At 62.8% G+C, this 24,098-nt stretch carries 25 protein-coding genes and 1 tRNA gene; 19 read left to right on the top strand and 7 right to left on the bottom strand.

The window, feature by feature from the left end; genetic code table 11:
• Window positions 1-21 precede the first annotated feature (21 nt).
• The gene (gene dcd / locus TMPK1_RS04610; RefSeq protein WP_420241722.1) at window positions 22-576 is read right to left on the bottom strand and encodes a dCTP deaminase; all 555 of its coding nucleotides are present in this window, start codon (window positions 574-576) and stop codon (window positions 22-24) included.
• A 292-nt stretch (window positions 577-868) separates the two neighbouring features.
• On the opposite strand from dcd, the gene TMPK1_RS04605 reads away from it, so the two are divergent.
• Window positions 869-943 (top strand) — tRNA-Thr (locus TMPK1_RS04605).
• 71 nt (window positions 944-1,014) lie between these two features.
• Entirely contained in the window at window positions 1,015-1,905 is an 891-nt protein-coding gene (locus tag TMPK1_RS04600; protein ID WP_420241721.1) for a DNA adenine methylase, read from the top strand.
• Here TMPK1_RS04600 and TMPK1_RS04595 read toward each other — a convergent pair.
• Window positions 1,902-3,728, bottom strand: a complete 1,827-nt coding sequence (locus TMPK1_RS04595) for a hypothetical protein (RefSeq protein ID WP_420241720.1) — start codon at window positions 3,726-3,728, stop codon at window positions 1,902-1,904. The two genes, TMPK1_RS04600 and TMPK1_RS04595, sit on opposite strands and share 4 nt — an antisense overlap.
• Window positions 3,729-3,783: 55 nt before the next feature.
• Window positions 3,784-6,240 (bottom strand): TonB-dependent receptor, encoded by a 2,457-nt coding sequence (locus TMPK1_RS04590; RefSeq protein WP_420241719.1) that lies wholly within the window; start codon window positions 6,238-6,240, stop codon window positions 3,784-3,786.
• A 294-nt stretch (window positions 6,241-6,534) separates the two neighbouring features.
• On the opposite strand from TMPK1_RS04590, the gene TMPK1_RS04585 reads away from it, so the two are divergent.
• The 7 genes from TMPK1_RS04585 (at window position 6,535) to mepK (ending at window position 12,464) form a co-directional block, all read left to right on the top strand.
• On the top strand, window positions 6,535-7,284 hold the full coding sequence (locus tag TMPK1_RS04585; RefSeq protein WP_420241718.1) for a FadR/GntR family transcriptional regulator: 750 nt from the start codon (window positions 6,535-6,537) through the stop codon (window positions 7,282-7,284).
• 10 nt (window positions 7,285-7,294) lie between these two features.
• Window positions 7,295-7,993 (top strand): maleate cis-trans isomerase family protein, encoded by a 699-nt coding sequence (locus tag TMPK1_RS04580; protein WP_420241717.1) that lies wholly within the window; start codon window positions 7,295-7,297, stop codon window positions 7,991-7,993.
• Window positions 7,990-8,643, top strand: coding sequence for a TetR/AcrR family transcriptional regulator (locus tag TMPK1_RS04575; protein ID WP_420241716.1), 654 nt, complete (start codon window positions 7,990-7,992; stop codon window positions 8,641-8,643). Before TMPK1_RS04580 ends, TMPK1_RS04575 begins: the two co-directional genes overlap by 4 nt.
• A gap of 70 nt (window positions 8,644-8,713) precedes the next feature.
• Window positions 8,714-9,121 (top strand): DUF2852 domain-containing protein, encoded by a 408-nt coding sequence (locus TMPK1_RS04570; protein WP_420241715.1) that lies wholly within the window; start codon window positions 8,714-8,716, stop codon window positions 9,119-9,121.
• Window positions 9,122-9,228: 107 nt separating this feature from the next.
• The gene (locus TMPK1_RS04565; RefSeq protein ID WP_420241714.1) at window positions 9,229-10,038 is read left to right on the top strand and encodes an enoyl-CoA hydratase/isomerase family protein; all 810 of its coding nucleotides are present in this window, start codon (window positions 9,229-9,231) and stop codon (window positions 10,036-10,038) included.
• Between the two features lie 116 nt (window positions 10,039-10,154).
• Entirely contained in the window at window positions 10,155-11,780 is a 1,626-nt protein-coding gene (locus tag TMPK1_RS04560; protein WP_420241712.1) for a L,D-transpeptidase family protein, read from the top strand.
• A gap of 123 nt (window positions 11,781-11,903) precedes the next feature.
• Window positions 11,904-12,464, top strand: a complete 561-nt coding sequence (gene mepK / locus TMPK1_RS04555) for a peptidoglycan L,D-endopeptidase MepK (RefSeq protein WP_420241710.1) — start codon at window positions 11,904-11,906, stop codon at window positions 12,462-12,464.
• Here mepK and TMPK1_RS04550 read toward each other — a convergent pair.
• The gene (locus TMPK1_RS04550) at window positions 12,410-12,634 is read right to left on the bottom strand and encodes a hypothetical protein (RefSeq protein WP_420241709.1); all 225 of its coding nucleotides are present in this window, start codon (window positions 12,632-12,634) and stop codon (window positions 12,410-12,412) included. The genes mepK and TMPK1_RS04550 overlap by 55 nt on opposite strands.
• A 104-nt stretch (window positions 12,635-12,738) precedes the next feature.
• The gene (locus TMPK1_RS04545) at window positions 12,739-14,703 is read right to left on the bottom strand and encodes a lytic transglycosylase domain-containing protein (protein ID WP_420241708.1); all 1,965 of its coding nucleotides are present in this window, start codon (window positions 14,701-14,703) and stop codon (window positions 12,739-12,741) included.
• A 48-nt stretch (window positions 14,704-14,751) separates the two neighbouring features.
• Between TMPK1_RS04545 and dapA the strand changes: the two genes are divergently transcribed.
• Both dapA and smpB read left to right on the top strand, forming a co-directional pair.
• Window positions 14,752-15,627: a 4-hydroxy-tetrahydrodipicolinate synthase gene (dapA, locus tag TMPK1_RS04540; protein ID WP_420241707.1), complete on the top strand. Its 876-nt coding sequence runs from the start codon at window positions 14,752-14,754 to the stop codon at window positions 15,625-15,627.
• Between the two features lie 4 nt (window positions 15,628-15,631).
• Window positions 15,632-16,111, top strand: coding sequence for an SsrA-binding protein SmpB (gene smpB / locus TMPK1_RS04535; RefSeq protein WP_420241706.1), 480 nt, complete (start codon window positions 15,632-15,634; stop codon window positions 16,109-16,111).
• A 35-nt stretch (window positions 16,112-16,146) separates the two neighbouring features.
• Here smpB and TMPK1_RS04530 read toward each other — a convergent pair whose 3' ends face one another.
• Together TMPK1_RS04530 and TMPK1_RS04525 are read right to left on the bottom strand one after the other, a co-directional pair.
• On the bottom strand, window positions 16,147-16,593 hold the full coding sequence (locus tag TMPK1_RS04530; protein WP_420241705.1) for a GNAT family N-acetyltransferase: 447 nt from the start codon (window positions 16,591-16,593) through the stop codon (window positions 16,147-16,149).
• Window positions 16,584-17,165 carry a uracil-DNA glycosylase family protein gene (locus TMPK1_RS04525; protein ID WP_420241704.1) on the bottom strand — a complete coding sequence of 194 codons (582 nt, stop codon included), beginning with the start codon at window positions 17,163-17,165 and terminating at the stop codon, window positions 16,584-16,586. Before TMPK1_RS04525 ends, TMPK1_RS04530 begins: the two co-directional genes overlap by 10 nt.
• Window positions 17,166-17,272: 107 nt before the next feature.
• Here TMPK1_RS04525 and rpoZ point away from each other — a divergent pair, with 107 nt between their 5' ends.
• From rpoZ to TMPK1_RS04485, 8 genes are read left to right on the top strand one after another with little or no spacing between them, the layout of a single operon-like run.
• A complete protein-coding gene (gene rpoZ, locus TMPK1_RS04520) occupies window positions 17,273-17,725 on the top strand; it encodes a DNA-directed RNA polymerase subunit omega (RefSeq protein ID WP_420241703.1) in 453 nt (150 codons plus the stop codon).
• A gap of 41 nt (window positions 17,726-17,766) precedes the next feature.
• Window positions 17,767-19,968: a RelA/SpoT family protein gene (locus TMPK1_RS04515; protein WP_420241702.1), complete on the top strand. Its 2,202-nt coding sequence runs from the start codon at window positions 17,767-17,769 to the stop codon at window positions 19,966-19,968.
• Complete coding sequence (locus TMPK1_RS04510) at window positions 19,965-20,699, top strand: pyridoxine 5'-phosphate synthase (RefSeq protein ID WP_420241701.1); 735 nt, start codon at window positions 19,965-19,967, stop codon at window positions 20,697-20,699. Before TMPK1_RS04515 ends, TMPK1_RS04510 begins: the two co-directional genes overlap by 4 nt.
• Window positions 20,696-21,109 carry a holo-ACP synthase gene (acpS, locus tag TMPK1_RS04505; RefSeq protein WP_420241700.1) on the top strand — a complete coding sequence of 138 codons (414 nt, stop codon included), beginning with the start codon at window positions 20,696-20,698 and terminating at the stop codon, window positions 21,107-21,109. Before TMPK1_RS04510 ends, acpS begins: the two co-directional genes overlap by 4 nt.
• A 14-nt stretch (window positions 21,110-21,123) precedes the next feature.
• Window positions 21,124-21,876 (top strand): signal peptidase I, encoded by a 753-nt coding sequence (gene lepB / locus TMPK1_RS04500; protein ID WP_420241699.1) that lies wholly within the window; start codon window positions 21,124-21,126, stop codon window positions 21,874-21,876.
• A 1-nt stretch (window position 21,877) separates the two neighbouring features.
• Complete coding sequence (gene rnc / locus TMPK1_RS04495) at window positions 21,878-22,558, top strand: ribonuclease III (protein WP_420241697.1); 681 nt, start codon at window positions 21,878-21,880, stop codon at window positions 22,556-22,558.
• A complete protein-coding gene (gene era, locus TMPK1_RS04490; protein WP_420241696.1) occupies window positions 22,555-23,466 on the top strand; it encodes a GTPase Era in 912 nt (303 codons plus the stop codon). The genes rnc and era overlap by 4 nt, the downstream gene beginning before the upstream one ends.
• The gene (locus TMPK1_RS04485) at window positions 23,463-24,098 is read left to right on the top strand and encodes a glutathione S-transferase family protein (protein ID WP_420241695.1); all 636 of its coding nucleotides are present in this window, start codon (window positions 23,463-23,465) and stop codon (window positions 24,096-24,098) included. Before era ends, TMPK1_RS04485 begins: the two co-directional genes overlap by 4 nt.

The raw sequence follows: 24,098 nt of genomic DNA, 5'->3' as shown, positions 1-24,098 counted from the left end.
CGTTTCCATCGCGCTTGTCCTTTACAGGCGGGGCAGGGTGACGCCGGTCTGGCGCATATATTTGCCTTTGCGGTCGGCGTAGCTGGTCTCGGGCGGGGCCTTTCCCTGCAGGAACAGGAACTGGCAGATGCCTTCCTCAGCATAGACACGAGCGGGCAGCGGCGTGGTGTTGGAGATTTCCAACGTCACGTGACCTTCCCACTCGGGTTCGAGCGGCGTCACGTTCACGATCAACCCGCAGCGTGCATACGTAGATTTGCCGAGGCAGATGACCAGCACGTCGCGCGGGACGCGGAAATACTCGACCGTACGCGCAAGCGCGAAACTGTTGGGCGGGATGACGCAGCTGTCAGCTTCGCGGGCGACGAACGACGCGTCGTCGAACTTCTTCGGGTCGACCAACGCGTTATCGACGTTGGTGAAGATGCGGAACTCACGCGCGACGCGGGCGTCGTAGCCGTAGCTCGACAGGCCATAGGAAATAACGCCTTCGCGACGTTGGGTCTCGACGAAGGGCTCGATCATGCCCTTGGTCTGCGCCATCTCACGGATCCAGCTGTCGGGCATCAAAGACATAGGGAGACTCGGGTCCTGCGGAGGGCGACCGGCCCTCGTACACGACCGGATCCAAGCGGCTCAAGGCTCCCGGGGGTCTTCGGGCGATTCTGGCGGCGGATCCGGCTCGGTTCGGGCCCGTTGCTGCAGTTTCCGGCGGCGTAAATTCTCCCGCAGCGCCGCGGCGCGGCGGCGTTCGCGTTCCTGGGCGGCAGGATCCTGCTTGGAGTTGGCCATGGCGGCCCGTTGTAGGCGCCGCCCGCCAAACTTGTCAGGGGGGAGGTGCCTCTGTATATCGACGCCCTCTTCGCGCGCTGCCGTAGCTCAGTGGTAGAGCACTCCATTGGTAATGGAGAGGTCGACAGTTCAATCCTGTCCGGCAGCACCAGCGAGATTCCGTCATATCCGCCGGAAACCACGCGCACCGAATCGGTCCGCCCTGGTAGCCCTCGCGTGACGATGCCGACGCTTCCACACCCGATTCCCTACCAAGGCAGCAAACGCGCCCTCGCGGCGCGCATCAGCGGCTTCGTGCCTGATGCGATCGACACCTGGTTCGAACCCTTTGCCGGTTCGGCCGCGATGTCGCTTTGGGCGGCCCGCAACCGGGCGCCGCGCCGCATCGTGCTGTGCGACGTGCTGGAGCCGCTGACCCAGCTGTGGGCCGAGATCATCGAGCGGCCGTTCGATGTTGCCGATCGCTATCAGGCGATCTGGGCCGGGCAGGGCGAAGACGACCCCGACTATTTCAATCGCGTACGCGCACGGTTCAATGCGAACGGGGATCCGGTCGAGCTGCTGTACTTGCTGTGCCGGTGCGTGAAGAACGCGGTGCGCTTCAACGCGCGCGGACAGTTCACGCAATCGGTCGACAAACGTCGGCTCGGCATGCGTCCCGACAAAATGCGCGCTGCGCTGACGGGCGCTTCTTCGCTGTTGCGTGGCCGTACCGAATTACGCTCGGGCGATTGGCTCGCCGCGCTCGACGATGCAACGCCGAACGATTTCATCTATCTCGATCCGCCGTATCACGGCACCTCGACTGGGCGCGACCGGCGCTATGCCGACAGCCTGTCACGCGATGCGCTGATCGACGGGCTGCACGCGCTGAACGCACGCAAGCTGCGGTATGCCTTGTCGTATGACGGTCTTTCCGGCGAACGCAGCTACGGACCGCCATTGCCGGCCGATCTCAATTTGACCCAGCATTTGCTCCATGCCGGACGTTCAAGCCAGGCGACACTCAATGGACGTTCCGAGGAAACCGTCGAAAGCCTGTATCTGACGCCGGGCCTGTCGGAACAGGCTGTCGTGGAACTGCGCCAGGCGCAGGCGTCGCTGTCGCTCTAGCGATAGGTCAGCACCCAGCGGACTTTGTGCGTGCCGCTGAAGCTCCAGGATCCGGTCTCGCAGATCGCGCGGCTGTTGAATTGACCGTCCGGCGCACGGAACAGCGGATCGTTGCTGGAATCTTCGACGCGGCAGGCGCCGGCGCCGCTGACTTGCAGGCTCTGCACGTCGCCGTGCGCGAACCGGATCACCTTGCCGTCCAATCGTCCGCCCGCTGCGTAATTGGCGAATTCCAGCCGCACATTCGCGACCTGTAGCGGCTGCGGCGCGCGATATTCGTCGTCGCGCGTAATCTTGCCCGGTTCGAAGCGATAGGTCGTGCGCACTTCGATGCGTTTATCTTCGCTTGGCGTCAGATCGTTGGCGCGATCCAGCACCGGCTGGCGATAGGTGACGGTCATCGTGTCGCCGCGCTGCTCGACCTTCACGTCCTGCATGAAGGCCACGGGCAGCAACTCCGATCCATCCATCAAGGTGAAGCGCGGTATGAGCAGCGGTACGCGTCCGTCGGCAATCGCCTGCAACATGCCGGTCGCGAACGGCACCGGATAATACGGGCTGTTGCGATGCTGCTCGGGCCCGCCATTGATCAAGGGCAGGCCGATCACGTGGCCGCGATCGCGCACCGTGACGACCAAGCGATCATAGGTGCCGCGTTGGAACCAGGTCACACGATAGCGCGGCAGCGTGCGCAGCCACTGCGTGAAAGCCTTGCTCGGCGTGCGGCCGCGATAGCCGAGCTCGTTCCAGCTTTCTTCGGTGTAAATGTACTGGTGCGACAGGCTGAGATTTTCGCCCAGAATGCGCTTGCGGCCGCGATACGCGTCGGTGCGCCGACCGCGGCTCCACATATTCACCGATGCGATCTCGGGGTCATACCAGAAGGTTGCGTAGCGCTGTGTGATACGCGACGCAAACGCGTAGGCCATGTCGCGTTCTTCCACGGTCAGCACGCCCAGCTTGGCAGCAACCGCAAACACTTCAAGAAACGCGGTTTCGCCGTAGACGCCGATGCTGCGGCCATACTCAAAGCCGGTGCCTTGCTGGTTGAAGCGCGGCAGCAGCAGATCGACAGATTTGCGCAGCCAGGTTTTGACTTCGTCGGGTGGCGTCATGCCGGATTCGAGCATGCGCTGCGCGATCTCGCCGGCGAGCAGGATGCTGTAGCGGTCGAACCGTCCTTCGCCGTCGGTCTCGTCGGCGAAGCCGTACTGGCCCGAATATTTACGGTAGTGGTCGAAGGCTTTGCGCAGCAAAGTCTCGCTGCCGCTGTAATCCTCCCAACCGAGCAGCGCACGCTGGCGCGCGATGCCAAACGACACGCCGTAATAATTGTTCGGCAGGTCGATCAAGGTGAAGTCGTCGGCGCGGACGAAGCGGCGCCAGTCGAGATTGGTCCGCAGCTTCTGCAATGTCGCCGGCGCAACCGCGCGATCGAGCAAGCCGGCCGCATTGAGCTTCTGTAGGGCCAGCACGTAATAATAGATGCCCCACGTATCGTTCGGGTCGTCGATCGTCATGTCGGCGATCTGGCGAAATCCCGCGAGATAGGCATCGCGCCGCGGATCGCCGTCGCTTGTATGCAAAATGAGATGCGCGACGCCGATCGCGACTTTGCCGGGCAGGAATTTGTCTTCGCCGGTGAAGACGCGCACGCCGTCGAGTGTCGTATCGCGCTTCTCGGTGATGATCTTTTGAAACAGACGGTCGAGATCGGGCAGCAGGCGCTGCTCGATAACGTTGTGCATCGGCGGCGGCTCGGCGGCGCGTGCAGCAACGGGAAGGGATGCGAGGGCGATCAGGAGAGGCGTAAGCTTGAACATGAAAAATCCTCGCCCGCACCGTCCCGAAGGACGATGCGGGCAAGTAGGAGGAGGATCAATAATTCAAGCTGGCGCGTACGCCGACATAGCGCGAGAAATCGCGTGCCGGCTTGCCAGTGACCGATGTGCTGACGCCGGCAACGGCACGCCAATAGGCGGTGTCGCGGCCACGCGTCAGATAGTAGTTTTTGTCGAGCAGGTTGTTGGCGAACAAGGTCACCTTGTAGCGGCCGTCCTTGTCTTCGATGCCGCCCGACAGATTGACGATCCCGTACGAGTCCTGGACTGAGTCGGGATCCTGCTGCAGCGAGTAGATGACTTTCGACTGCCACTTGTAAGCGGCGGCAACGAAGGCATCGAACGCAACGCCGTTGAGCGGAATGTCGTACTGGGTGACGACGTTGAAGTTCCACCGCGGCACGTTGTTGAGCGGCTTGCCCGCCAGGTCCTGCCGGTTGTTGATGCAACCTTCGGCGACGGTCTGCAGCGCGTAGCAGGTGGCGTTGGGGAAGCTGTCGACTTTGGCTTCGGTATAGGCGCCGTTGACGCTGAGCGTGAAATCGCGCACCGGCTGGAACGTCGTCTCCAGTTCGATGCCTTTGCTGGTCACTTTGCCGACATTGGCCAGGATGTTGATGCTGTTCGGCACGTCGCGCGTCTGCGCTTGGAAGTCGGTGAAGACTTCATAGAAGCCGGTCAGGTTGAAGATCAGGCGCTTGTCGAACAACGCGGTCTTGATGCCGATTTCGTAATTGTCGCCCCATTCCGCCTTGACCGGCTGCGTTGCCGCGATGCCGACCGTAAAGCTGCTGGTGAGGTCGTAGGTCTGACCTTTGTACGCACGCGAATAGGTCGCGAAGGTCATGATGTCCGGCGTCCACTGATACTGCAGGCCCGCCTTGTAGGTGACCGCAGTTTCGCCGTTCGAGCCGGTATAGACGGCGCGGATATTGTTGACCGGGCTGTTGGGCCGTCCGACCGGCGTTGCGCCCGCATCGGTAAGGCATGCCGCGATCGTGCAGGTGTAATCGTAGAAGGCGTATTTGATGTCTTCGCGATTGACGCGCAGACCACCGATCAGATTCAGCCGCGGCAGGATCTCCCAGGTCGCATTGCCGAACGCTGCGTACGAGGTCGAGCCCGACGTCGACAGGTAGTTGCCGAGCGGATTGTTGGTCGTGCCGGGGAAGGTCGAGATCGGCGTCGACCGGACCAACGTCGAATAGTTGGCGAGGTTGGGATCGTGTTCCGGGATCCAGTTCGGACCGCGATAGAAATAGCGGCCGCCGTCGATCTTCGAGAAGAACAGGCCGGTCACATATTTGAACGAGCCGGTGTTGGGCGAGGTGAGGCGCAATTCCTGCGTATAGGATTTGACGTCGAACCAGCCGCCGACTGCGATGCCGCCCGTGCGCCAACGCGGATCCGGCGCCAAGGTCGTGCCGGCATAGATGGCGGGATCGCCGAAATTGACGTCGGTGTTTTCGACGTCCTGCAAGTCGCGCAGGCGATAGCGATCGTACGACGTCAACGACGTCAGATTATAGCCACTGAACGCGTAGTTGACGCGCAGATAGCCGCCCCAATCGGTCGAGTTGCCGGTCGGGTTCACGTCGATGCGCGTCTTGGTGTTGCTGGGATTGATGTCGATGCCGCGAAAGACGGTGGCGGGCGTCAAGGTGCGCAGGCCGGCGAAGGTGATGCCGGGCGTGATGTTGAGCGGCGCGGCTGCGCAGCACGTGTTCCAGGTGTGATTGTAGTAGGGCGAAAAGGTGACGTCCCAATTGTCGGCCGGCGTCCAGGTCAGCTTGCCGCGCACCGTCTGGTCGCGATTGCCGTTGAGATGCGAGCCGTCGGAAACGTTTTCGAGCACGCCTTCCTGATGGCTGTACGAGCCGGTCACGCGGAATTTGAGCTTGTCGGAAATTGGCCCCGACACGGTCGCACCGAAGCGTTGTTCGTTGTCGTCGGTGAACAAGGTTTCGGCGCGCGCGGTGAAGGTGTCGGTCGGTTGCCGCGTCGTGATCGCGATGACGCCCGCCGATGCGCTTTTGCCGAAGAGGGTGCTTTGCGGGCCGCGCAGCACTTCGATCCGTTGCACGTCGACCAGATCGGTGAAGGCCGCCGACTGAAACGCCTGCGGCACTTCGTCGATCACAACGGCGACGCTCGATTCCGTCGCGATCGAGAAAGAGTAGGTGCCGATACCGCGGATATTGATCGAGTTGTTCGCCGGCTGCGTCGTCTTGGTGATGGTCAAAGACGGCGCCAGCTTGGTGAGGTCGTCAAAGCTGCGCACGTTGGCGCGTTCCATCGTCTCCGGTGACAAGACCGAAATTGCGACGGGCACTTCTTGCACGCGCTCCGGTCGCTTGCTTGCGGTGACGGTAATTTCTTCGAGCTGCGCCTGCGCAGGGGCCGCAAGGAGCAGCGCGCCAGCGATCAAAAGACACGAACCCAAACCAGCCGCGCGACCCAACAGGGGCCGACGGGCAGTGTTGTTGCTTCCCATGACGTCTCTGCTCCCAGTTGTTCTTCACCGCGGATCATTGAGCGCCCGCGGCCCGGCACGCGGCAGGCTTCTGCTACCGGTGTCATTCCGGTGCGGAGTCGGCCGTCGCGACGGCATTGGTCATGCCTCCTTGCGCCATTCGGACGCAGCACGTCAAGCCAAAATGACACCGGTCCCAAGAAAAAGTCAGACCAATATTCGGCGGCCTCTACTTGTGAGAAATGGCAGCGTCTGCCAGGAAATTGACGGCTGGCTGGCGTTTCACGCCGGCGGCAACAGGGACGCCCCATCGCGATGACGTCGAGCGGCAAGAAACTTTACCAGGGTGTGGTCGAAGCCATCGTCCAGTCGATCCGCGACGGCATCTACACACACGGCCAGCGGCTGCCTTCTGAGCGCGACCTGGCTGAGGAGTTTGGGGTTAGTCGACCGACCGTGCGCGAAGCGATGATCGCGCTCGAAATCCGCGGCATCGTCGAAGCGCGGCACGGCTCGGGCATCTACATCACCAATGGCGCCATCGACGTTGCTGCGCCCGACCTCGATATAGGCGCGTTCGAATTGACCGAGGCGCGCCGTCTGTTCGAAGGCGAAACAGCCGCACTCGCAGCGGCAACCATCAACGATCAGGAACTGGCCGAACTCGAAGCCATTCTGCTCGACATGGAAGCGGAGAATTACCTCCACGTACCGGGCGAAGTCGCCGACCGCCGGTTTCACGTGGCAATCGCCAGCGCGACGCACAATTCGGCGATCGTCACGATCGTCGAAATGTTGTGGGACGCGCGCGACAAATCTCCGCTGTGCAACAACATGATGGAGCGTTCGCGCAAACGTGGCGTCGTGCCGGCGATGGAAGAACATCGGCGCATCTACGAAGCGTTGAAGGCCCGCGATCCGCGCGCCGCAGGCAACGCGATGCGCGAACATCTGACGCGCGTGATCACCAATCTTCTGACCGTGACCGAGCTCGAGACGATGGAGAAGACGCGCACCGAGCTTGAGGCCAAACGCGCCGAAGTGGCGCGACGCATTTCGATTTGACGCTGCGCCCATGAATCCGGGCCGTCTGATCGGCATTCTGACGCCGTCAGGAAATCCGACCGTCGAGCCCGAGATGGTGCGCATGTTCGGCGACGAGGCGGTGATGGTCACCGCGCGTCTTTGCAGCGATGCGCCGACCATGCTCGACCGGTTGCTCGACTATTCCAACCATGTCGACGAAGCGATCGCGACGTTCGGTGGATTGCCGCTCGACGCGATCGGTTTTGCCGTCACGGGCACATCGTATTTGTTGGGCGCGGAAGCGGAATCCAATTTGCGCGTCCTGACCGCGCCGATTGCGACACGGCAAGCGTTCGAAGCGTTGGGTGTTTCGCGCATTGCGCTGGTCAATCCATATCCGGCCGCGTTGGTGCCGCCGGCGCTGGCCTATTGGAATGCGGTCGGTATCGAGATCGCCGAGATCGTCGATGTGCAGCGGACCGAAGGTGCGCGCCATCCGATCTTCGATCTCACCGACGCAGCGGTTGCGGCGGCGCTGCAACGTGCGAGCGACGGGCCGGGGGAGGCGGTGTTGCTGACCGGCAGCGGCATTCCATCGATGCGCGCGATGGCGATGGTCGAGAGCAGCAAACCGGTTCTGTCGTCGAATCTCTGCCTCGCCTGGGCGTTGCTGCGACAAGTCGGCAAAGCGCACGAGCTGCGCAGCTGGGCGGCGCAGGCGCGGAATTGGGCTAGGATGCAGCCATGAATTGGGGCCGCCATCGCCACGGGCATCACGAACATCGCGATCGCTACCACCACGGCAATTTGCGCGAAGCATTGCTGGAAGCAGCAACGCAATTGATCCGCGAAAACGGACCCAACGGGTTCAGCTTCGCGCAGGTGGCGCGCCATGCCGGCGTCAGCCCGGCAGCGCCGTATCGCCATTTCCGCGACCGCACCGCCTTGGTCGCCGAAGTTGCACGGCTTGGCTTCGAGAAATTTGAGAGCGAGCTGCGCGGCGCATGGCGCGACGGCGAACCCGATCCGCGCCAGGCCTTCAGCGCATGCGGCCGGGCCTATCTGCGCTTCGCGCGCACGCATCCCGCAGTCTACAGCGCGATGTTCGAACCCAGCCTGCCGCTCGATGAAGAGCCGGGTTTGCGCGCTGCCAGCGATCGCGCGTTCGACGTGCTGCTGCAGGCGGCCGAACGTTTGTGTGCCGACATCGAAGAGGAACAGCGGCCGCCAGCGCGGATGGTGGCGCTACATGTCTGGGCGCTGTCGCACGGCATCGCTTCGCTGTTTGTCGTCGGCAATGGCGCCCGGTCGATCCCGGGCAGCCCCGAAGAGATGCTGGAAGCCGCGGTGCTGATCTATCTCGCCGGGCTCAGCCGGGCGGCGACAAAAACCAGCTAAGACCCCTTGATGCCTGCGGTGCCCGGGTCCAGCTATGTAAATGTTGATAACATTAACATAGAGGGGATCCATGGTCGGATATGCCAGAGGCTGGACCTGCCCGCCGGTATGGCTCGGCTTCGCCTTGGCGGCTGCCGTTTGGTGGCCGCTCGGCCTGGTCGGCCTCGCAATCTTCCTTGGGAGCAGAGCCATGTGTGGTTGGGGACATCATTCGCACGGCGGCCGTGAAGCATGGGGCCGGCATTTTGAAGAGCACCGCCAACGTTGGCGCGAACGCCGCGGCTATGGCCGTCGGTCGAGCGGCAACGTCGCCTTTGACGACTATCGCGACGCGCTGTTGCGTCGTCTCGAAGAAGACCAGCGCGACTTCCAGGCCTTTTTGGAAAAGCTGCGCCGCGCAAAAGACCAGAAACAGTTCGACGAGTTTCTGGCCGACCGAGAAAGCCATCGCCAGCACGACGAACCACGCCCGTCGTGACGTGACCTGAACGAAGGCGCTCCTGCGGCCACCACCGCAGGAGCGCTGCTTCCTGCCTTCTGCCGAAAACGTCGATCGTTCGCGGCAGCGATCTGCTAGGAAGCGGCATGAACTCTTCCGATCCGGTCCTGGTCGAACGGCAAGGCGCCGTCGCTATCGTCAGTTTGAACCGACCCGCCGTCCTCAACGCCTTGTCGCTCGCCATGGCGGATGCGCTCGGCACCGTGATGCCGGCGCTTGCGGTCGATCCGACAGTGCGTGCGGTGCTGTTGGTCGGCGCCGGCGATCATTTCATGGCCGGCGGCGACCTGGTCGAGATGCGCAAGGGCATCACCGCGATCGAGGGCAAGGAAGCGCAGAAGGCTGAGACCGAACGCTGGGTGCATCGCGCCCATGTTGCGATCCGCGCCATCGCGTCGATGCCAAAGCCGGTCATCACCGCGGTGCATGGTTCGTGCGCGGGCTACGGCATCAGCCTGATGCTCGCCTCGGATCTCGCACTCGCGGCGGACGGCACGAAATTCACGCTGGCCTATTGCGCCATTGGCACCAGCCCGGATGGCGGTGCCACCTGGACGTTGCCGCGTGCGATCGGGGCCAAGGCAGCAGCCGAGCTGGCGCTTACCGGCGATCGCTTCGACGCGGCGCGCGCTATGTCGCTGGGGCTGATCAATCGCGTCGTCGCACCGGACAAGCTGCGCGACGACGCGTTGGCGCTGGCGACACGGCTGGCTGCCGGGCCGACCGCGGCATTGGCACGAACCAAAACGCTATTGCGCGAAGGCATGGCGCGCAGCCTGGACGCGCAGCTCGACGAAGAGGCGCGCAACTTTGCAGCCAGCGCGGTCAGCGACGATTTCGCCGAAGGGATCGACGCCTTTCTCAACAAGCGCATGCCGAAATTCGAGGGACGCTGACCGATACCCTGTCGCGGCACGGCAACAGTGTTGCGATCTTCGCGCAGGCTTCATCCGGGGTTAGGGGGCACATGGTAGGGTGCCGCCCGTTCTTCAGTGCTCGAGTCCCGCTTCCAATGCGTTTTGCTTCGCTTCTGCGTCCGGTCGCCGTCTGGCTCGTGCTGGTTGGCGTGCTTGCATGGGTGCAGCCGGCGCAGGCCGCAGCCGATCTGCAACGGCGCGCGGCAACCGCCGAAGACGCCGCGACGCTCGATCGTTTCTATGCACCGCGTGGATGGGAACCGGCCTGGATTGAGGCCACGGGTCCCAACGAATGGGGCCAGGCGGCGCTGAACGCGATCGCGCAATCCGACGCCGACGGGCTCGATCCGCAGCGCTATCACACCGCCGAGATCATGCTGCGCGCCAAAGGCGACGCGACGGCGCGGCTCGATGCCGACTTGCTGCTGACGCGCGCGCTGCTGCGCTACACCAACGATCTTCGCTTTGGTCAGGTTGCGCCGGGCGCAATCGACGAGCGCGGTCCTGACGTTGAAGTCGGCGATCCGGTTCCGTTGCTGGCGGGTGTGCGCATGGCGCCGCGTGATCAGGCTGCGGCGGCATTTGCGTCGCTGGCGCCGCAGACGGCGGAATATCGCGCGCTGAAACGTGCGCTTGGCATCTACCGCACCATCACCAAGACGACGGCGTCGTGGCCGCAAGTCCCGTCGATTACAGGGCCGACGGCGCTCAAGCCGGGACAGCATGATGCGGTTGCGGTGCCGGCGTTGCGCGAACGTATGATCGCCGGTGGCTGGCATGCGAACGGGCAGGTGATTGCCGAGCCCGATCTGTATGACGACGCGCTGGCCGAAGCGGTCATGGACTTCCAGCAGAAGCACGGCATCGATGCTGATGGCGCGATCGGCAAGAACACGCGCGCGGCGTTGAACGCGACGCCGGCCGACCGCGCCAAGCAGATTGCGGTCAATCTCGAACGTGCGCGCTGGCTTGGGCCCGAACTCAAAGGCCGGCACGTGCTGGTCAATATCGGCAGCTTCTGGCTGACAGCGATCGAAGACGGCAAGACCGTGCTGCAAATGCCGGTGGTCGTCGGTGCGGCCTATCGCCAAACGCCGACCTTCAGCTCGAAGATCACGGCACTGGTGGTCAATCCGCGCTGGACGGTGCCGCGCACGATCGCGGTCAAAGATATTCTGCCGAAAGTGCGCCAGGACCCCGGCTACATGCAGGTGCGTGGGCTGGAAGTGTATGACGGCCGCGAGACCGGCGGCGGCCCGATCGATCCGTATGAGATCGATTGGAAGCGCGCGTCGATCCTGCGCTACCGGCTGGTGCATCCGCCGGGACCGAAGAACCCGCTCGGCCGGTTCAAGTTCGTGATCCCGAACACCGACGACATCTATCTGCACGACACGCCCGAGACCGCGAAGTTTCAGCGCGACCTGCGCTTCTTCTCGTCCGGCTGCGTGCGCGTCGGCGATGCGCGCGCGCTGGCATCGTTCGTCCTGCCGACGGTGCAGCCGAACAAAATCGACGAGGCGCTGAACCTCGGCTCGACTGTGACAATTTCGGCTGCGCATCCGGTGCCTGTGCACCTGATCTATCGCACCGCTTGGCTCGACGAGACCGGCAATCTGGTGCTCGGCCAGGACTTCTACGGGCGTGATTCAAGATTGTTGCAGGCGGTTGAACGACCGCGTGCACCGGTCCGCGCGCGGACTGCGGCGATCGGTAACTAATCGACGCTTCCGGTGCGCTGCGGAATCGGCTAGGTCCGATAGTCGCCGCTGTGCGGGTAAGGCTTCCTTCAGTGGAGCCGCCGTACGACGCGCGCCACGGACCGAAACGCGACGAGGGACCGGATGGGGGATGCGACGCCGGGCGGGATCAGCCGCCGACGCCTGCTGCTGGGTGGAGCCTGCGTGATTGCGGGCGCTGCATTGACCCCGATCGAAGCTTTCGCCGCGCCGCGCGCGATTGGCGGACGCGAATTATCGTTCCTCAATCTGCATACGGGCGAGAAGCTGACCGCCGAATATGCGCATGGCGGCAAATATGTGCCGTCGGCGTTGCGCGCGATCGAGAAGCTGCTGCGCGATCATCGTTCGGGTGACGTCCATCGCATCGACCCGCATCTGCTCGATCAGATTCACGCATTGCGCAAACGGATCGGCACCAAGACGCCGTTCCACGTCATCTCGGGTTATCGGTCGCCGATGACCAACGCGCTGTTGTGCGAAGCTTCGAGCGCGGTCGCGGTGAACAGTTTCCACTGCAAAGGCCAGGCGATCGACGTGCGCATGCCGGGCGTGCCGCTCAACCGCCTGCGCAAAGCGGCGCTATCCATGAAAGCGGGCGGCGTCGGCTATTATCCCGACGACAATTTTGTCCATGTCGACACCGGGCCGGTGCGCCGCTGGTGATCACGGTCGCGTAGCGCGCGGCGCACCAAGGTCGCGACCGACGCCGGCACCGGTATTGCGCCACGCAGCCATTCGTGAATTTGCTTCGGCGTGCCGTAGAGCTTGCTCGGCAGTTCGTCGACGTCCCAACCCAGTGCCCGCACTGCGCGCACCAGATCGTCTTTGCTCATACTGTCCATAGGCCTGCTCGTCCCGCAATTTGGGTGAGCAGGGAAAGCGATCCGCGCGCGATTGTTCCCGACGAAAATTAGCTGCAATTGCAGCTAATTTTCCGTCACCGGGTCAGGTCGTGTTCGATCTGCAGCGGTGCGGTTCCGCCGGCCAGTTTGGCGCGATAGACCGACACGCTTTCGAGCACGCGCTGCACGTAGTTGCGCGTCTCGGCGAACGGGATCCGTTCGACGAAATCGATGGCGCGTTCGAGATTGGCCTTGGGATCCAACTCGCCCCGGCGCCACGAAATCGGCCGGCCGGGACCAGCATTGTACCCAGCCGCCGCCATCACGTAACTGCCGCCAAACCGGTCGACCAGCTGGCCTAGATAGTACGAACCAAGCTGCACGTTGTGCGCCGGCTGGAGCAGCTGTGCGGTCTTGTGTTTGATTTTGAGCTTCTTGGCGATTTCCTGCGCCGTCGCAGGCATCAGCTGCATCAGGCCGGTGGCGCCGCTATTCGGATTCACGGCGGTCGGGTTGAACGTCGTCTCTTGCCGGATGATCGCGTTCACGAACGCTGCTTCGGGACGCGCTGGCGTAGCGATGGTCGGATATCCGTCGGACAGTACTGCGACGCCGTTCTGCGCCAGCTTTTTCGCCAGTTCGATCACGCTTGGCGTGTCGTTGATTTCCTTGGCGAGCTTCAAGGCCAGCATTGCATCGACCGGCTTGTCCGCAAGTTCGACCACGCGGCGCACGAAAATATTGGCGCGGCGGGTCTCGTCGAGCCGGGTCAGCAGCCGTGCGACTTCGACATTTTCCTGGCGGCCAAACGCTGCCAGGTCGGTGCCTGACGGCGATGGTTGCAGCGGCAGCGTCAGCGGCTTGCCCGGGTGCACTTTTGCGTGCGCCAGCTGACCGTAGAAAGTGTGCATATGGCGCGACGCGATTTCGTAAGCGGCGCGCGCACCTGGCTCGTCACCGCGCTTTTCGCGTGCGCGTCCCAACCAGTAATTGGCGCGCGCGACGCTGATCGGCGTCTGTACCTTCTTCGACATGTCGAGGAAGTGGCGTTCGGCGCGATTGGGATCGTCTTTGCAACGGAGCGCGATGTAGCCCGCTAGCCATTCGGCGTCGTTGTACGACACGCCGTCGATCTGCCGGTGTTCGGCTGCGATGCGATAGGCATCGTCATAGGCGCCGCGATCGAGCGCGCGACGCGCCAGGATGTTGCGCTCGTTCCACCATTTCTCAGGCCGCGGCACAGTCGGTGCGGTGGCGTCGAGAATGCTGATCGATTCAACGTCGCGATCATGGCGGCGCAGCCACTTGGCGCGTTCGAACGCCACGCCGGGCTGCATCTGCGAGTCTTCGCTGAGTTTGGCGAAGGCAGGTTCGGCCGAAGAGATGTTTTGCGCCAGCGCGATGCGCGCCTGAATCTGCGCCTGCGGCTCGCCGTTCATCCACGGAACCAGAACTTGCGCGCCTTCGACGTCGCCGTCCCAGACAAGCCGATCGGCGCGCAGCCAGTAATCGTCCGGGCGCAACGACGCGCCATGCTTGGCAGCGAAATCGCGGACCTGGCTGATCGTCATTTTGCCGTCAGCAAAGAATTTGCGCAGCGTTGCGACCGCACCGGCTTCATCGCCACGCGCGCGCAACGCTTCGGCATAGGCGGTCGCGCCATTCGGCATCAACGGCGGATATTGCTGGAAGAAGGCGACGACTTTGGCCGGATCGGCGCCTGGCACAAGCGCGTCTTCGGCGCGCATCCGCATCGTCTGCGGCAGCGGCCAGTCAGGATTGACCGCAACGAACTTGGCGATGTCGTCGAACGCGACCGGCGAAGCGGGGCGCGTAATGTCCATCCAGGTGATCAGTTTTTTGACCAGCGGGTCGCGCGACGCCGTGTCGTAGGCCTCGCTCCAACGGCCGGCATCCGCCGCGTTGATGGCGCTACGCGCAACGGAAAGCTGATCGGCGCGCGCTGCGGGCGCCAGAACAAGAAGGGGCAGGGCCAGCAGGACCGCGTAGCTATGTAGTCGGGCTGCGCCCAGGGCTTTCTTGACTATGCCATCCCCCATCGCGAAGGTGCCGGCCATTTCCCCCCATATCCCTTTGGGAGTGCCAGCATGTTTTCCGGTTCGCTCGTCGCATTGTTGACCCCGTTTCGTAACGGGAAGCTCGACGAACGCGCGTTCCAAGACCTGGTCGACTGGCAGATCCGCGAAGGCACCAACGGCCTGATTCCCTGCGGCACCACCGGCGAGTCGCCCACGCTTAGCCATGAAGAGCATGATCGCGTCGTTGCGTTGTGTGTCGAGGCGGCTGCTGGCCGCGTCCCGGTGATCGCGGGCGCCGGGTCGAACAGCACCGCCGAGGCGATTCGACTCGGGCTGGCGGCGAAGAAAGCGGGCGCCAACGCGCTGCTCGTCGTCACGCCGTACTACAACAAGCCGAGCCAGGAGGGCTTGTATCGTCATTACGCTGCGATTCATGACCAGGTCGACCTGCCTATCGTGATCTACAACATCCCGCCGCGTTCGGTCATCGACATGAGCGTCGAGACGATGGCGCGACTGGCCAAGCTCAAGAACATCGTCGGCGTGAAGGATGCGACCGCAGACCTTGCCAGACCGTTGCGCACGCGCACCGTCATCGGCCCAGACTTCTGCCAGTTGTCGGGCGAAGACGCCACTGCGACCGCGTTTCTCGCGCAAGGCGGTGTCGGCTGTATTTCGGTGACCGCAAACGTTGCGCCCAAGCTGTGCGCCGAGATGCATGCGGCGTGGCAGAAGGGCGATTTGGCGACGATGGCGAAGGCGCGCGACCGTTTGATGCCGCTGCACCACGCGATGTTTGTCGAAACTAGCCCGGCACCGGTGAAGTACGCGGCAAGCCTGTTGAACAAGTGCACGGACGAAGTACGCCTGCCGCTCGTGGCATGCTCGCCGGCGGGTCGCGAAACGGTTGATGCCGCGATGCGAAGCGCTGGACTTTTGAACTGAGATTATGGCGCAGGCAGCAGAAGAACCGAAACCGGTCGCGCAGAACCGGCGTGCACGCTTTGACTATTTCATCGAAGAAACAGTCGAAGCGGGCATCGTGCTGCATGGCACCGAGGTCAAATCGCTGCGCACCGGCAAAGCGTCGATCAATGAAAGCTATGCCGGCGAGATCGCCGGCGAGCTGTTTCTGATCAACGCCAACATTCCGGAATATGAGCAGGCGTCGAAACGCCTGCAGCACGAGATCAAGCGTCCGCGCAAATTGCTGGTGAAGCGGCGCGAACTTGCGCGCTTGGTCGCATCGATCAAGCGCGAAGGCGTCACTTTGGTGCCGATGTCGGTCTATTTCACCGAACGCGGCAAAGCCAAAGTGCTGATCGGCGTCGCCAAAGGCAAAAAGCAGCACGACAAGCGCGCGACGATCAAAGACCGCGACTGGAAGCGCGAGCAGTCGCGCACGCTGCGGTCCAACAACAAAGGCTAGTTACGGCGCCCGAGTTTGATTGAAGACGCGCACCTTTACGGCGCGCGCCAGGCAACTTCGGTCGGCAGCCAACCGCGTTTGCGGAACGACTCCACTTGCGGCGCATCGGGCAGGGCGGCGACCAGCTCGTCGACCTGCACACGCTTCCAGCCCAGCTTGGTGAAAAACGGAATCGCGCCGGTTGAGAAGGCGTAGACGCGCGTCGCGCCCAAACTGTGTGCGAGATCGACCAGCTCTTTCACCAGCAACTGGCCATGGCCTTTGCCGCGCAACGAAGCCGGCACCGCGACGCCGCGCAGCAACGCCGCGTCGCTGCCGCGATATTCGATTCCACCACAGCCGATCAGCGAGCCGTTCGATTCCAGCACGCGCCAGCGTTCGAGTTCGGCCATCGCGCCTTCGCGCATCTGGCCAACGCGATCGAGCAACGACAGCGCGTCTTCGACGTCGCTTTCTTGTGCGATGCGGCAGGTCAGACGCATGCGGCCCTCCTAGCAAGATCGAGCGCGGCTTCGAACATGGCCGCTGTTATTCTGCCCGTCGACACGTTCAGTCGCGAACAATGGTAACTGTCGATCAGCATTCGGCCATCGTCCAATTGATGGACCGCACCGTGCGCGAATGTATGCGCGCGGCCGCTGCTTCCCAGCGCGCGTAGAACTTGCGCGTGCGCGACCGCGCCGATTGCGAATATTGCGCGTACCGACGGCCGCGCCAGTTCGGCGGCCAGAAAGGGGCGGCACTTGGCCAGCTCGGCCGGGGTCGGTGCGTTCTGGGGCGGAGCGCAAAGGGCGGCGTTGGTGATCCGGATCGCTGGCTCGGGTCGGGTGGCGAGGGCCGCTTGGACCAGATCGCCCGACGCATCGCCGACAAAGGGCCGGCCCGTCCGGTTGGCGCCTTTCAATCCAGGCGCCAGCCCGACCAGCAAAAGCGGCGCATGCAGCGGTCCCTCGGCCAGAACCGGGCCATTGTGCCAGTCGGGATAGCGGGCGCGGTTGGCGTCGCGGTACCGGACCAGCCGTCTGCACCGTCCGCAGTTGGGCTTGCACTCCATGCGACCGAGGGTCCCGACAGGGGTTGAAAGGTCAAGCGTTGCTTGCCTTCGCAGGCGCACAACCCTATGTTCTGCGGTCTTTCTCAACGGGATTCCGAGGTTTTTTCATGGCGCGCGTCACCGCCGAAGATTGCGTTCGTAAAGTGCCCAACCGGTTCGAGCTGGTCATGATGGCCAGTCAGCGAGCCCGGGAGCTTGGCGGCGGCGCCCAGCTCAGCGTCGAACGCGACAACGACAAGAACCCGGTCGTCGCGCTGCGCGAGATCGCCGATGAAACCGTCACGCTCGACGACCTGCGCGAGACGTTGGTGAAGGGTCACCAGCGCGTCGTGCTCGCCGATGAGCAGGAAGACGAAATCATCGAGCTGATGGACGGCGAGCAGGGCTGGGTCCGTCCGCATGAATCGCTGACCGGCGAAGGCATGCAGATCGAAGGCACCGGCGAAGACCTCGAAGTTGCCGGCGCCGACGATGATGACGATCTCGACGAAGACGAAATCGATCTGACCGACCTCGGCGAAGACACGCCGACCGACGTCGATTTCGACGACCAGAAGTAAGGCGCTTCTTCGACCAGGCATCCCGTGCAGATCCGTAGGTCATGATCCGGCAATACGAGCTGGTTGATCGGGTCAAGGCCTACGATCCGCAAGCGGACGAGGACGCGCTCAATCGCGCCTACGTCTATTCGATGAAAGTGCATGGGGCGCAGACGCGCGCCTCGGGTGACCCGTACTTCTCCCACCCGTTGGAAGTTGCGGGCATCCTGACCGAGCTGAAGCTCGACACCGCGTCGATCGTGACTGCGCTGCTGCACGACACGATCGAAGACACCAGCGCGACGCTCGCCGATATCGAACGTCTGTTCGGCAAGGAAATCGCCGAGCTGGTCGACGGCGTCACCAAGCTGTCGCGCATCGAGCTAGCAGCTGACGACGATCCCAAACGTGCCGAAAGCGCCAAGCAGGCGGAGAATTTCCGCAAGCTGGTGTTGGCCATGTCGCGCGACATCCGCGTGCTGCTGGTCAAGCTGGCCGACCGTCTGCACAACATGCGGACGCTGCATTACGTCAAAGATCCGGCGAAGCGAAAACGCATCGCGCGCGAAACGCTGGAAATCTACGCGCCGCTTGCCGAACGTATCGGCATTCATCAGGTCAAAGACGAACTCGAAGACCTGTCCTTCGCCGAGATCAACGCTGACGCGCGCGATTCCATTCTCGCGCGTTTGCAGTATCTGCGCAAAGAAGGCGGCGGGCTGGTCGGTCGCATTCTCGCCGAGTTGAAAGAGAAGATCGCCGAGCACGGTCTCGAGATCGATGTGTCGGGGCGCGAAAAATCGCCCTATTCGATCTGGCGCAAGATGCAGGTGAAGAACGTCGCGTTCGAGCAACTCTCGGACATCATGGCGTTCCGCGTTGTCGTCGACACGATCGAGCAATGTTATCAGGCGCTGGGCGCCATTCACGGCCGCTATCCTGTCGTACCGGGCCGTTTCAAAGATTACATCTCGACGCCGAAGCCGAACGGCTATCAGTCGCTGCACACGACCGTGCTGGGTCCAGAGCGCCAGCGTATTGAGATCCAGATCCGTACCAAGGACATGCACGAAGTCGCCGAACTCGGCGTTGCCGCGCATTGGGCTTACAAATCGAACGAGCGCGCTGACGGTCGGCAGTACAAGTGGCTGCGCGACTTTCTCGATATTCTCGAACAGGCGCAGAAGCCGGAAGAATTCCTCGAGCACACCAAGCTCGAACTGTTCCAGGACCAGGTATTCTGCTTCACGCCGAAGGGCGATCTGATCCAGCTGCCGCGTGGATCGACGCCGGTCGACTTTGCTTACGCGGTCCATTCCGAAGTCGGCGATCACACGGTCGGCGCCAAAGTGAACGGGCGCATCGTTCCGTTGTCGTCGACCTTGTCGAACGGCGACCAGGTCGAAATCGCGACCTCAAAATCGCAGACGCCAGCCCCGAGCTGGGAACGCTTCGTCGTTACCGGCAAAGCGCGCGCGCGCATCCGCCGCTACATTCGCACGCAGCAGCACGGCGAGTATGTCTCGCTGGGTCGCGCGATGCTGCAGAAGCTGTTTCGTGCCGAAGGCTACGAATACACCGAAAAAGCGCTGCAGCAGGTGTTGAAGATTTTCCGTCAGGACACGGCGGATGATCTGCTGGCCGATGTCGGCGCCGGCATCCACACGGCACGCGAAGTCTTCAACGCGATCTTCCCCGGTCACAAGACGCAGACGACGCCGGCTGACAAAGCCGAGAAGCTGCTGACCGAAGAGAAGGTGGTTCCGATCGCGCGCGAACGCGCGAAGAAGAAAGCCACCGGCAAGGACCGGCCGCTGCCGATCAAAGGCTTGATCGCGGGCGTCGCGGTGCATTTCGCCGGTTGTTGTCATCCGGTGCCAGGCGATCGCATCGTCGGCATCATCACGACCGGCAAAGGCGTGACGGTCCACACGATCGATTGCGAGACGCTGGAAGGTTTTCAGGATACGCCGGAACGTTGGCTGGACGTGTCGTGGGACGACGAGCTTGATCTCGGCGACAGCCATGTCGGTCGTCTGCAGGTCGTCATCGCCAACGAGCCTGGTGCGCTCGGCACCTTGTCGACGGTGATCGGTAAGAACCAGGGCAACATCATCAATCTGCGTGTCACCAGCCGGTCGATCGATTTCTGGGAAATGCTGATCGACATTCAAGTGCGCGACGTGAAGCACCTGTCGAACATCATCGCAGCGTTGCGCGCGACACCAGCGATCAACCAGGTCGACCGGTCGCGCGGCCAGTGACCCATCTTCGACTAGGCATCAACGTCGATCACGTTGCGACCGTTCGCAACGCACGCGGCGGTTCGCATCCGGATCCGGTGTCTGCGGCACACATGGCGCGGCTGGCTGGCGCGGACGGCATTACCGCGCATCTGCGCGAAGACCGTCGCCATATTCGCGACGACGATGTTCGCCGCCTGAAAGACGAAGTTGCGTTGCCGCTCAACTTTGAAATGGCGGCGACTGACGAAATGCGCCGCATCGCGCTGTCGCTGAAACCGCACGCCGTCTGTTTGGTGCCCGAACGGCGCGAAGAACGTACGACCGAAGGTGGGCTCGACGTTGCCGGACAATTGACCGTGCTGACGCCGTTCGTGCGCGAACTGGTCGATGCCGGCATTCGCGTGTCCATGTTCGTCGCGGCCGACCCGCGACAGCTGGAGGCTTCGGTCGCGGCGGGTGCGCCGGTGGTTGAACTCCATACCGGCGCCTATGCCGAAGCCGAAGATCCGACCGACGAGCTGGCGCGCCTGATTGAAGGCGCACGCTTCGCCGCTTCGATCGGGTTGGAGGTCCATGCCGGGCACGGGCTCAGCTATGACAATGTCGGTCGCGTTGCGGCCATTCCCGAACTGCACGAGCTGAATATCGGGCACTTTCTGATCGGCGCGGCTTTGTTTGAGGGTCTGGATGCGTCGGTGCGCCAGATGAAGGCGCTGATGCGTGCCGCGCGCGAACAGGCAGTCCAATGATTATCGGGCTGGGATCGGATCTCTGCGACATCCGCCGGATTGAGAAAACCATCGCGCGCTTTGGCGACCGTTTTCTCGACCGGGTTTTTACGCCGGCCGAACGCGCCAAGGCCGAACGCCGTGCTGGTGCGCCGGGCGCGCTGGCTGCGACCTATGCACGTCGCTTTGCAGCCAAAGAAGCGTGCGCCAAGGCGCTGGGTACCGGACTGCGTCGTGGCGTGTTTTGGCGCGACATGGGCGTAGTCAACTTGCCGAGCGGCCAGCCGACCTTGAACCTCACCGGCGGTGCTGCCGAACGCTTGCGAGCGATTACGCCCGCCGGTATGACCGCCGCAATCCTTCTAACATTGACCGACGAGCCGCCAATCGCAGAAGCGATGGTGATTATCGAAGCGCGACCCGCGGAATGAGAGACGCCGATACGATGACAAGAACCAAAAGCACGGGCATCGGCGAGACGGCGCGCACACTGGTCTATGCGCTTCTGATCGCGTTCGGCATTCGCACCTTCGTGGTCGAACCGTTCAACATCCCGTCCGGCTCGCTGATCCCGACCTTGCTGGTCGGCGACTATCTGTTCGTCACCAAATTCAGCTACGGCTATTCGGCGAAAACGATCGCGTTCGGCGCGCCCTTGTTCAAGGGCCGTATCCTGGCGTCGACGCCCAAGCGTGGCGACATCATCGTGTTCCGCAACCAGGTCGACGGCGTCGTCTATATCAAACGTCTGATCGGTCTGCCGGGCGACAAGGTGCAGATGCTGCAGGGTCGTCTGTGGATCAACGGCAAGCAGGTCGAGCGCCGCGAGATTGAGCCCTACGTGACGAAGACCAATTGGGGCCGTAGCGTCAGCGAAATCCAGTACGAAGAAATCCTGCCATCCAGCCTCGGATCGGCGAGCGTCACCCATCGCATCATCGAGCGAAACGGCGATGCCGGCCAATGGGACACGACCGGCGAATATTCGGTGCCGGACGGCAATTACTTTTTCATGGGCGACAATCGCGACAACAGCCAGGACAGCCGCACGCCGCAAGTTGGATTGGTGCCCGAAGAAAACCTCATCGGACGTGCCGAGATCGTCTGGTTCTCGCTCGATGAAGACACGCATTTCTGGGAACTGTGGAAATGGCCGACATCAATCCGCTGGTCGCGCCTGTTCATGTTGATCCGCTGACATGAGCGCCCGCGACTTCGACGCGCTGGAACGGCGTCTGATGCATCGTTTCGCGCGACCGCAGACGCTGGAACGCGCGCTCACCCATTCGAGCTACGCGCGACAGAGCGGCGGCAACGACAACGAACGGCTCGAGTTTCTCGGCGATCGGGTTCTTGGTCTTGTCGTTGCCGATCTGGTGCTGGATGGATTTCCGGATGCGCCGGAAGGCCAGGTAGCCAAGCGCCATGCGGTGCTGGTGCAGAAGAACACGCTGGCGGTGATCGCAGGCCGCATCGAGCTCGCCACCGATCTGAAATTGTCGTCGGGCGAAGAAGAGCAGGGTGGCCGCGCCAATCCCGGCATTCTCGCCGACGCGATGGAAGCAGTGATCGGTGCGCTGTATCTCGACGGTGGTCTCGCCGTCGCGCGTCGCTTCATCGAACAAGCCTGGGGCGATCTCGTCGAGGCGATGTCAGAAGCACCGCAGGACGCAAAAACCAGCCTGCAGGAATGGGCGCAGGCGCGCGGCAAGAAATTGCCTGTCTATGAAGTTATGCACCAGAAGGGACCGGATCACGATCCGGTCTTCACGGTGCGTGTCTTTGTCGAAGGACTTGAACCCGCAACCGCCGAAGCGCCGTCGAAGCGCGCGGCAGAAAAACTTGCGGCGCAAAAGCTGCTGGACGTGATCGGATCATGACATCGAACCAAGCCGCGGATACACGCTGCGGCTATGTCGCGCTGATCGGTGCACCGAACGCGGGCAAATCAACGCTGCTCAATGCGCTGGTCGGCGCCAAAGTCGCGATCGTCAGTCCGAAAGCGCAGACGACGCGCAGCCGCGTGCTGGGGATCGCCATCGAGGGCGGGTCGCAGATTCTCTACGTCGACACGCCGGGCATTTTTGCGCCGCGTCGCAGCCTCGACGAAGCGATGGTTCGCACCGCCTGGAGTCAGGCCGACGACGCGGATCTGATCGCGGTGTTGATGGATGCGTCGCGCGAACGTGTCGGTCGCGATACCTGGTCGATCCTGGAGCGCTTGAAAGAAGCCAACCGCAACGCCGTGCTGGTGCTGACGCAGATCGACAAGGTGACGCCGGCCAAGCTGCTGCCGCGCATTGCCGAGCTGAATGAACGCTTCACCTTCGACGCGACCTTCATGGTCTCGTCGGTCACCGGCGACGGGCTGGACGCATTGAAGCAGGAATTTGCCGCGCGCGTGCCGGCTGGGCCGTGGCTGTTTCCGGATGACCAGCTGTCCGACCTGCCGCAACGTTTGCTTGCCGCCGAAGTGACGCGCGAACAGCTCTATCACCAACTTGATCACGAATTGCCGTACGCATCGACGGTCGAAACCGAAGTCTGGGAAGAGTTCGAAAACGGCAGTGTGAAGATCAGCCAGGCGATTACGGTCGAACGTTCGAGCCAGAAGGCGATCGTGTTGGGCAAAGGCGGCAGCCGGATCAAAGAAATCGGTGCTGCCTCGCGCGCCGAACTTACGCGCCTGCTTGGCCGCACCGTGCATCTGGTGTTGTTCGTAAAGGTCCGGGAAAACTGGTCCACCGACCGCGAATATCTGGAGACATGGGGACTCAAGGATCGATGACGTACGCGCTCTATTATTCGCCGTCGACCGCGGCGATGGCGCCGCACATGCTGCTGCGCGAACTCGGCGTCGAATTTGAGTTGCGCCGCGTCGACACCCAGAAGGGCGAACATCGCAACGAGGCGTATACGAAGCTGAACCCGAACGGGCTCATTCCGGCGTTCGAGCATGATGGGATGATTCTGTGGGAAGCGGCTGCGATCTGCACCTATCTGTGCGACCTGCATCCCGAAGCCGGGTTTGCGCCCGACGTGGGAACCAAGCAGCGCGGCGAGTTTTACAAATGGATGATCTGGCTCACCAACACGGTGCAGCCTGATTTGATCGGCTGGTTTTATCCCGATCGCTACGTTCCGGCCGAAAACGCCGAACAGTACAAGATGACGATGCTCGACCGTTTGATGCCGCGGTACGCGATACTCGACGAACGTTTGCGCGACCGTGATTGGTTGGTCGGTGACCGCATCACCGCGGTCGATCTCTATGCGTTCATGTTGTCGCGCTGGACGCGCAACATGCCGCGGCGCGCCCGCGATCTGCCGAATCTTCGCCGTCTGCTCGATCGCGTCATGGCGCGGCCCGCGACGCAGAAGGTCTACGAGATCGAGGGCATCGCCGAACCGTTCTTCTGA

This window comes from Roseiterribacter gracilis (assembly GCA_018332375.1).
GTDB classification, from domain to species: Bacteria; Pseudomonadota; Alphaproteobacteria; order BOG-932; family Roseiterribacteraceae; genus Roseiterribacter; species Roseiterribacter gracilis.
Note: the sequence above shows the minus strand (reverse complement) of the source record. Positions and strands in the feature narration are given on the sequence as shown.

Excerpts from the sequence above, each read along its gene's own strand:
- TMPK1_RS04575 (WP_420241716.1), top strand. The coding sequence starts at position 7,990 with ATGAATTGGGGCCGCCATCGCCACGGGCATCACGAACATCGCGATCGC.
- acpS (WP_420241700.1), top strand. The coding sequence starts at position 20,696 with ATGATTATCGGGCTGGGATCGGATCTCTGCGACATCCGCCGGATTGAG.
- TMPK1_RS04545 (WP_420241708.1), bottom strand. The coding sequence starts at position 14,703 with ATGGGGGATGGCATAGTCAAGAAAGCCCTGGGCGCAGCCCGACTACAT.
- TMPK1_RS04590 (WP_420241719.1), bottom strand. The coding sequence starts at position 6,240 with ATGGGAAGCAACAACACTGCCCGTCGGCCCCTGTTGGGTCGCGCGGCT.
- mepK (WP_420241710.1), top strand. The coding sequence starts at position 11,904 with ATGGGGGATGCGACGCCGGGCGGGATCAGCCGCCGACGCCTGCTGCTG.
- TMPK1_RS04580 (WP_420241717.1), top strand. The coding sequence starts at position 7,295 with ATGAATCCGGGCCGTCTGATCGGCATTCTGACGCCGTCAGGAAATCCG.
- TMPK1_RS04530 (WP_420241705.1), bottom strand. The coding sequence starts at position 16,593 with ATGCGTCTGACCTGCCGCATCGCACAAGAAAGCGACGTCGAAGACGCG.
- TMPK1_RS04595 (WP_420241720.1), bottom strand. The coding sequence starts at position 3,728 with ATGTTCAAGCTTACGCCTCTCCTGATCGCCCTCGCATCCCTTCCCGTT.
- TMPK1_RS04570 (WP_420241715.1), top strand. The coding sequence starts at position 8,714 with ATGGTCGGATATGCCAGAGGCTGGACCTGCCCGCCGGTATGGCTCGGC.
- rnc (WP_420241697.1), top strand. The coding sequence starts at position 21,878 with ATGAGCGCCCGCGACTTCGACGCGCTGGAACGGCGTCTGATGCATCGT.
- TMPK1_RS04525 (WP_420241704.1), bottom strand. The coding sequence starts at position 17,165 with ATGGAGTGCAAGCCCAACTGCGGACGGTGCAGACGGCTGGTCCGGTAC.
- dcd (WP_420241722.1), bottom strand. The coding sequence starts at position 576 with ATGTCTTTGATGCCCGACAGCTGGATCCGTGAGATGGCGCAGACCAAG.
- TMPK1_RS04600 (WP_420241721.1), top strand. The coding sequence starts at position 1,015 with ATGCCGACGCTTCCACACCCGATTCCCTACCAAGGCAGCAAACGCGCC.
- TMPK1_RS04585 (WP_420241718.1), top strand. The coding sequence starts at position 6,535 with ATGACGTCGAGCGGCAAGAAACTTTACCAGGGTGTGGTCGAAGCCATC.
- dapA (WP_420241707.1), top strand. The coding sequence starts at position 14,752 with ATGTTTTCCGGTTCGCTCGTCGCATTGTTGACCCCGTTTCGTAACGGG.
- TMPK1_RS04560 (WP_420241712.1), top strand. The coding sequence starts at position 10,155 with ATGCGTTTTGCTTCGCTTCTGCGTCCGGTCGCCGTCTGGCTCGTGCTG.
- TMPK1_RS04515 (WP_420241702.1), top strand. The coding sequence starts at position 17,767 with ATGATCCGGCAATACGAGCTGGTTGATCGGGTCAAGGCCTACGATCCG.
- TMPK1_RS04485 (WP_420241695.1), top strand. The coding sequence starts at position 23,463 with ATGACGTACGCGCTCTATTATTCGCCGTCGACCGCGGCGATGGCGCCG.
- TMPK1_RS04565 (WP_420241714.1), top strand. The coding sequence starts at position 9,229 with ATGAACTCTTCCGATCCGGTCCTGGTCGAACGGCAAGGCGCCGTCGCT.
- era (WP_420241696.1), top strand. The coding sequence starts at position 22,555 with ATGACATCGAACCAAGCCGCGGATACACGCTGCGGCTATGTCGCGCTG.
- lepB (WP_420241699.1), top strand. The coding sequence starts at position 21,124 with ATGACAAGAACCAAAAGCACGGGCATCGGCGAGACGGCGCGCACACTG.
- smpB (WP_420241706.1), top strand. The coding sequence starts at position 15,632 with ATGGCGCAGGCAGCAGAAGAACCGAAACCGGTCGCGCAGAACCGGCGT.
- rpoZ (WP_420241703.1), top strand. The coding sequence starts at position 17,273 with ATGGCGCGCGTCACCGCCGAAGATTGCGTTCGTAAAGTGCCCAACCGG.
- TMPK1_RS04550 (WP_420241709.1), bottom strand. The coding sequence starts at position 12,634 with ATGAGCAAAGACGATCTGGTGCGCGCAGTGCGGGCACTGGGTTGGGAC.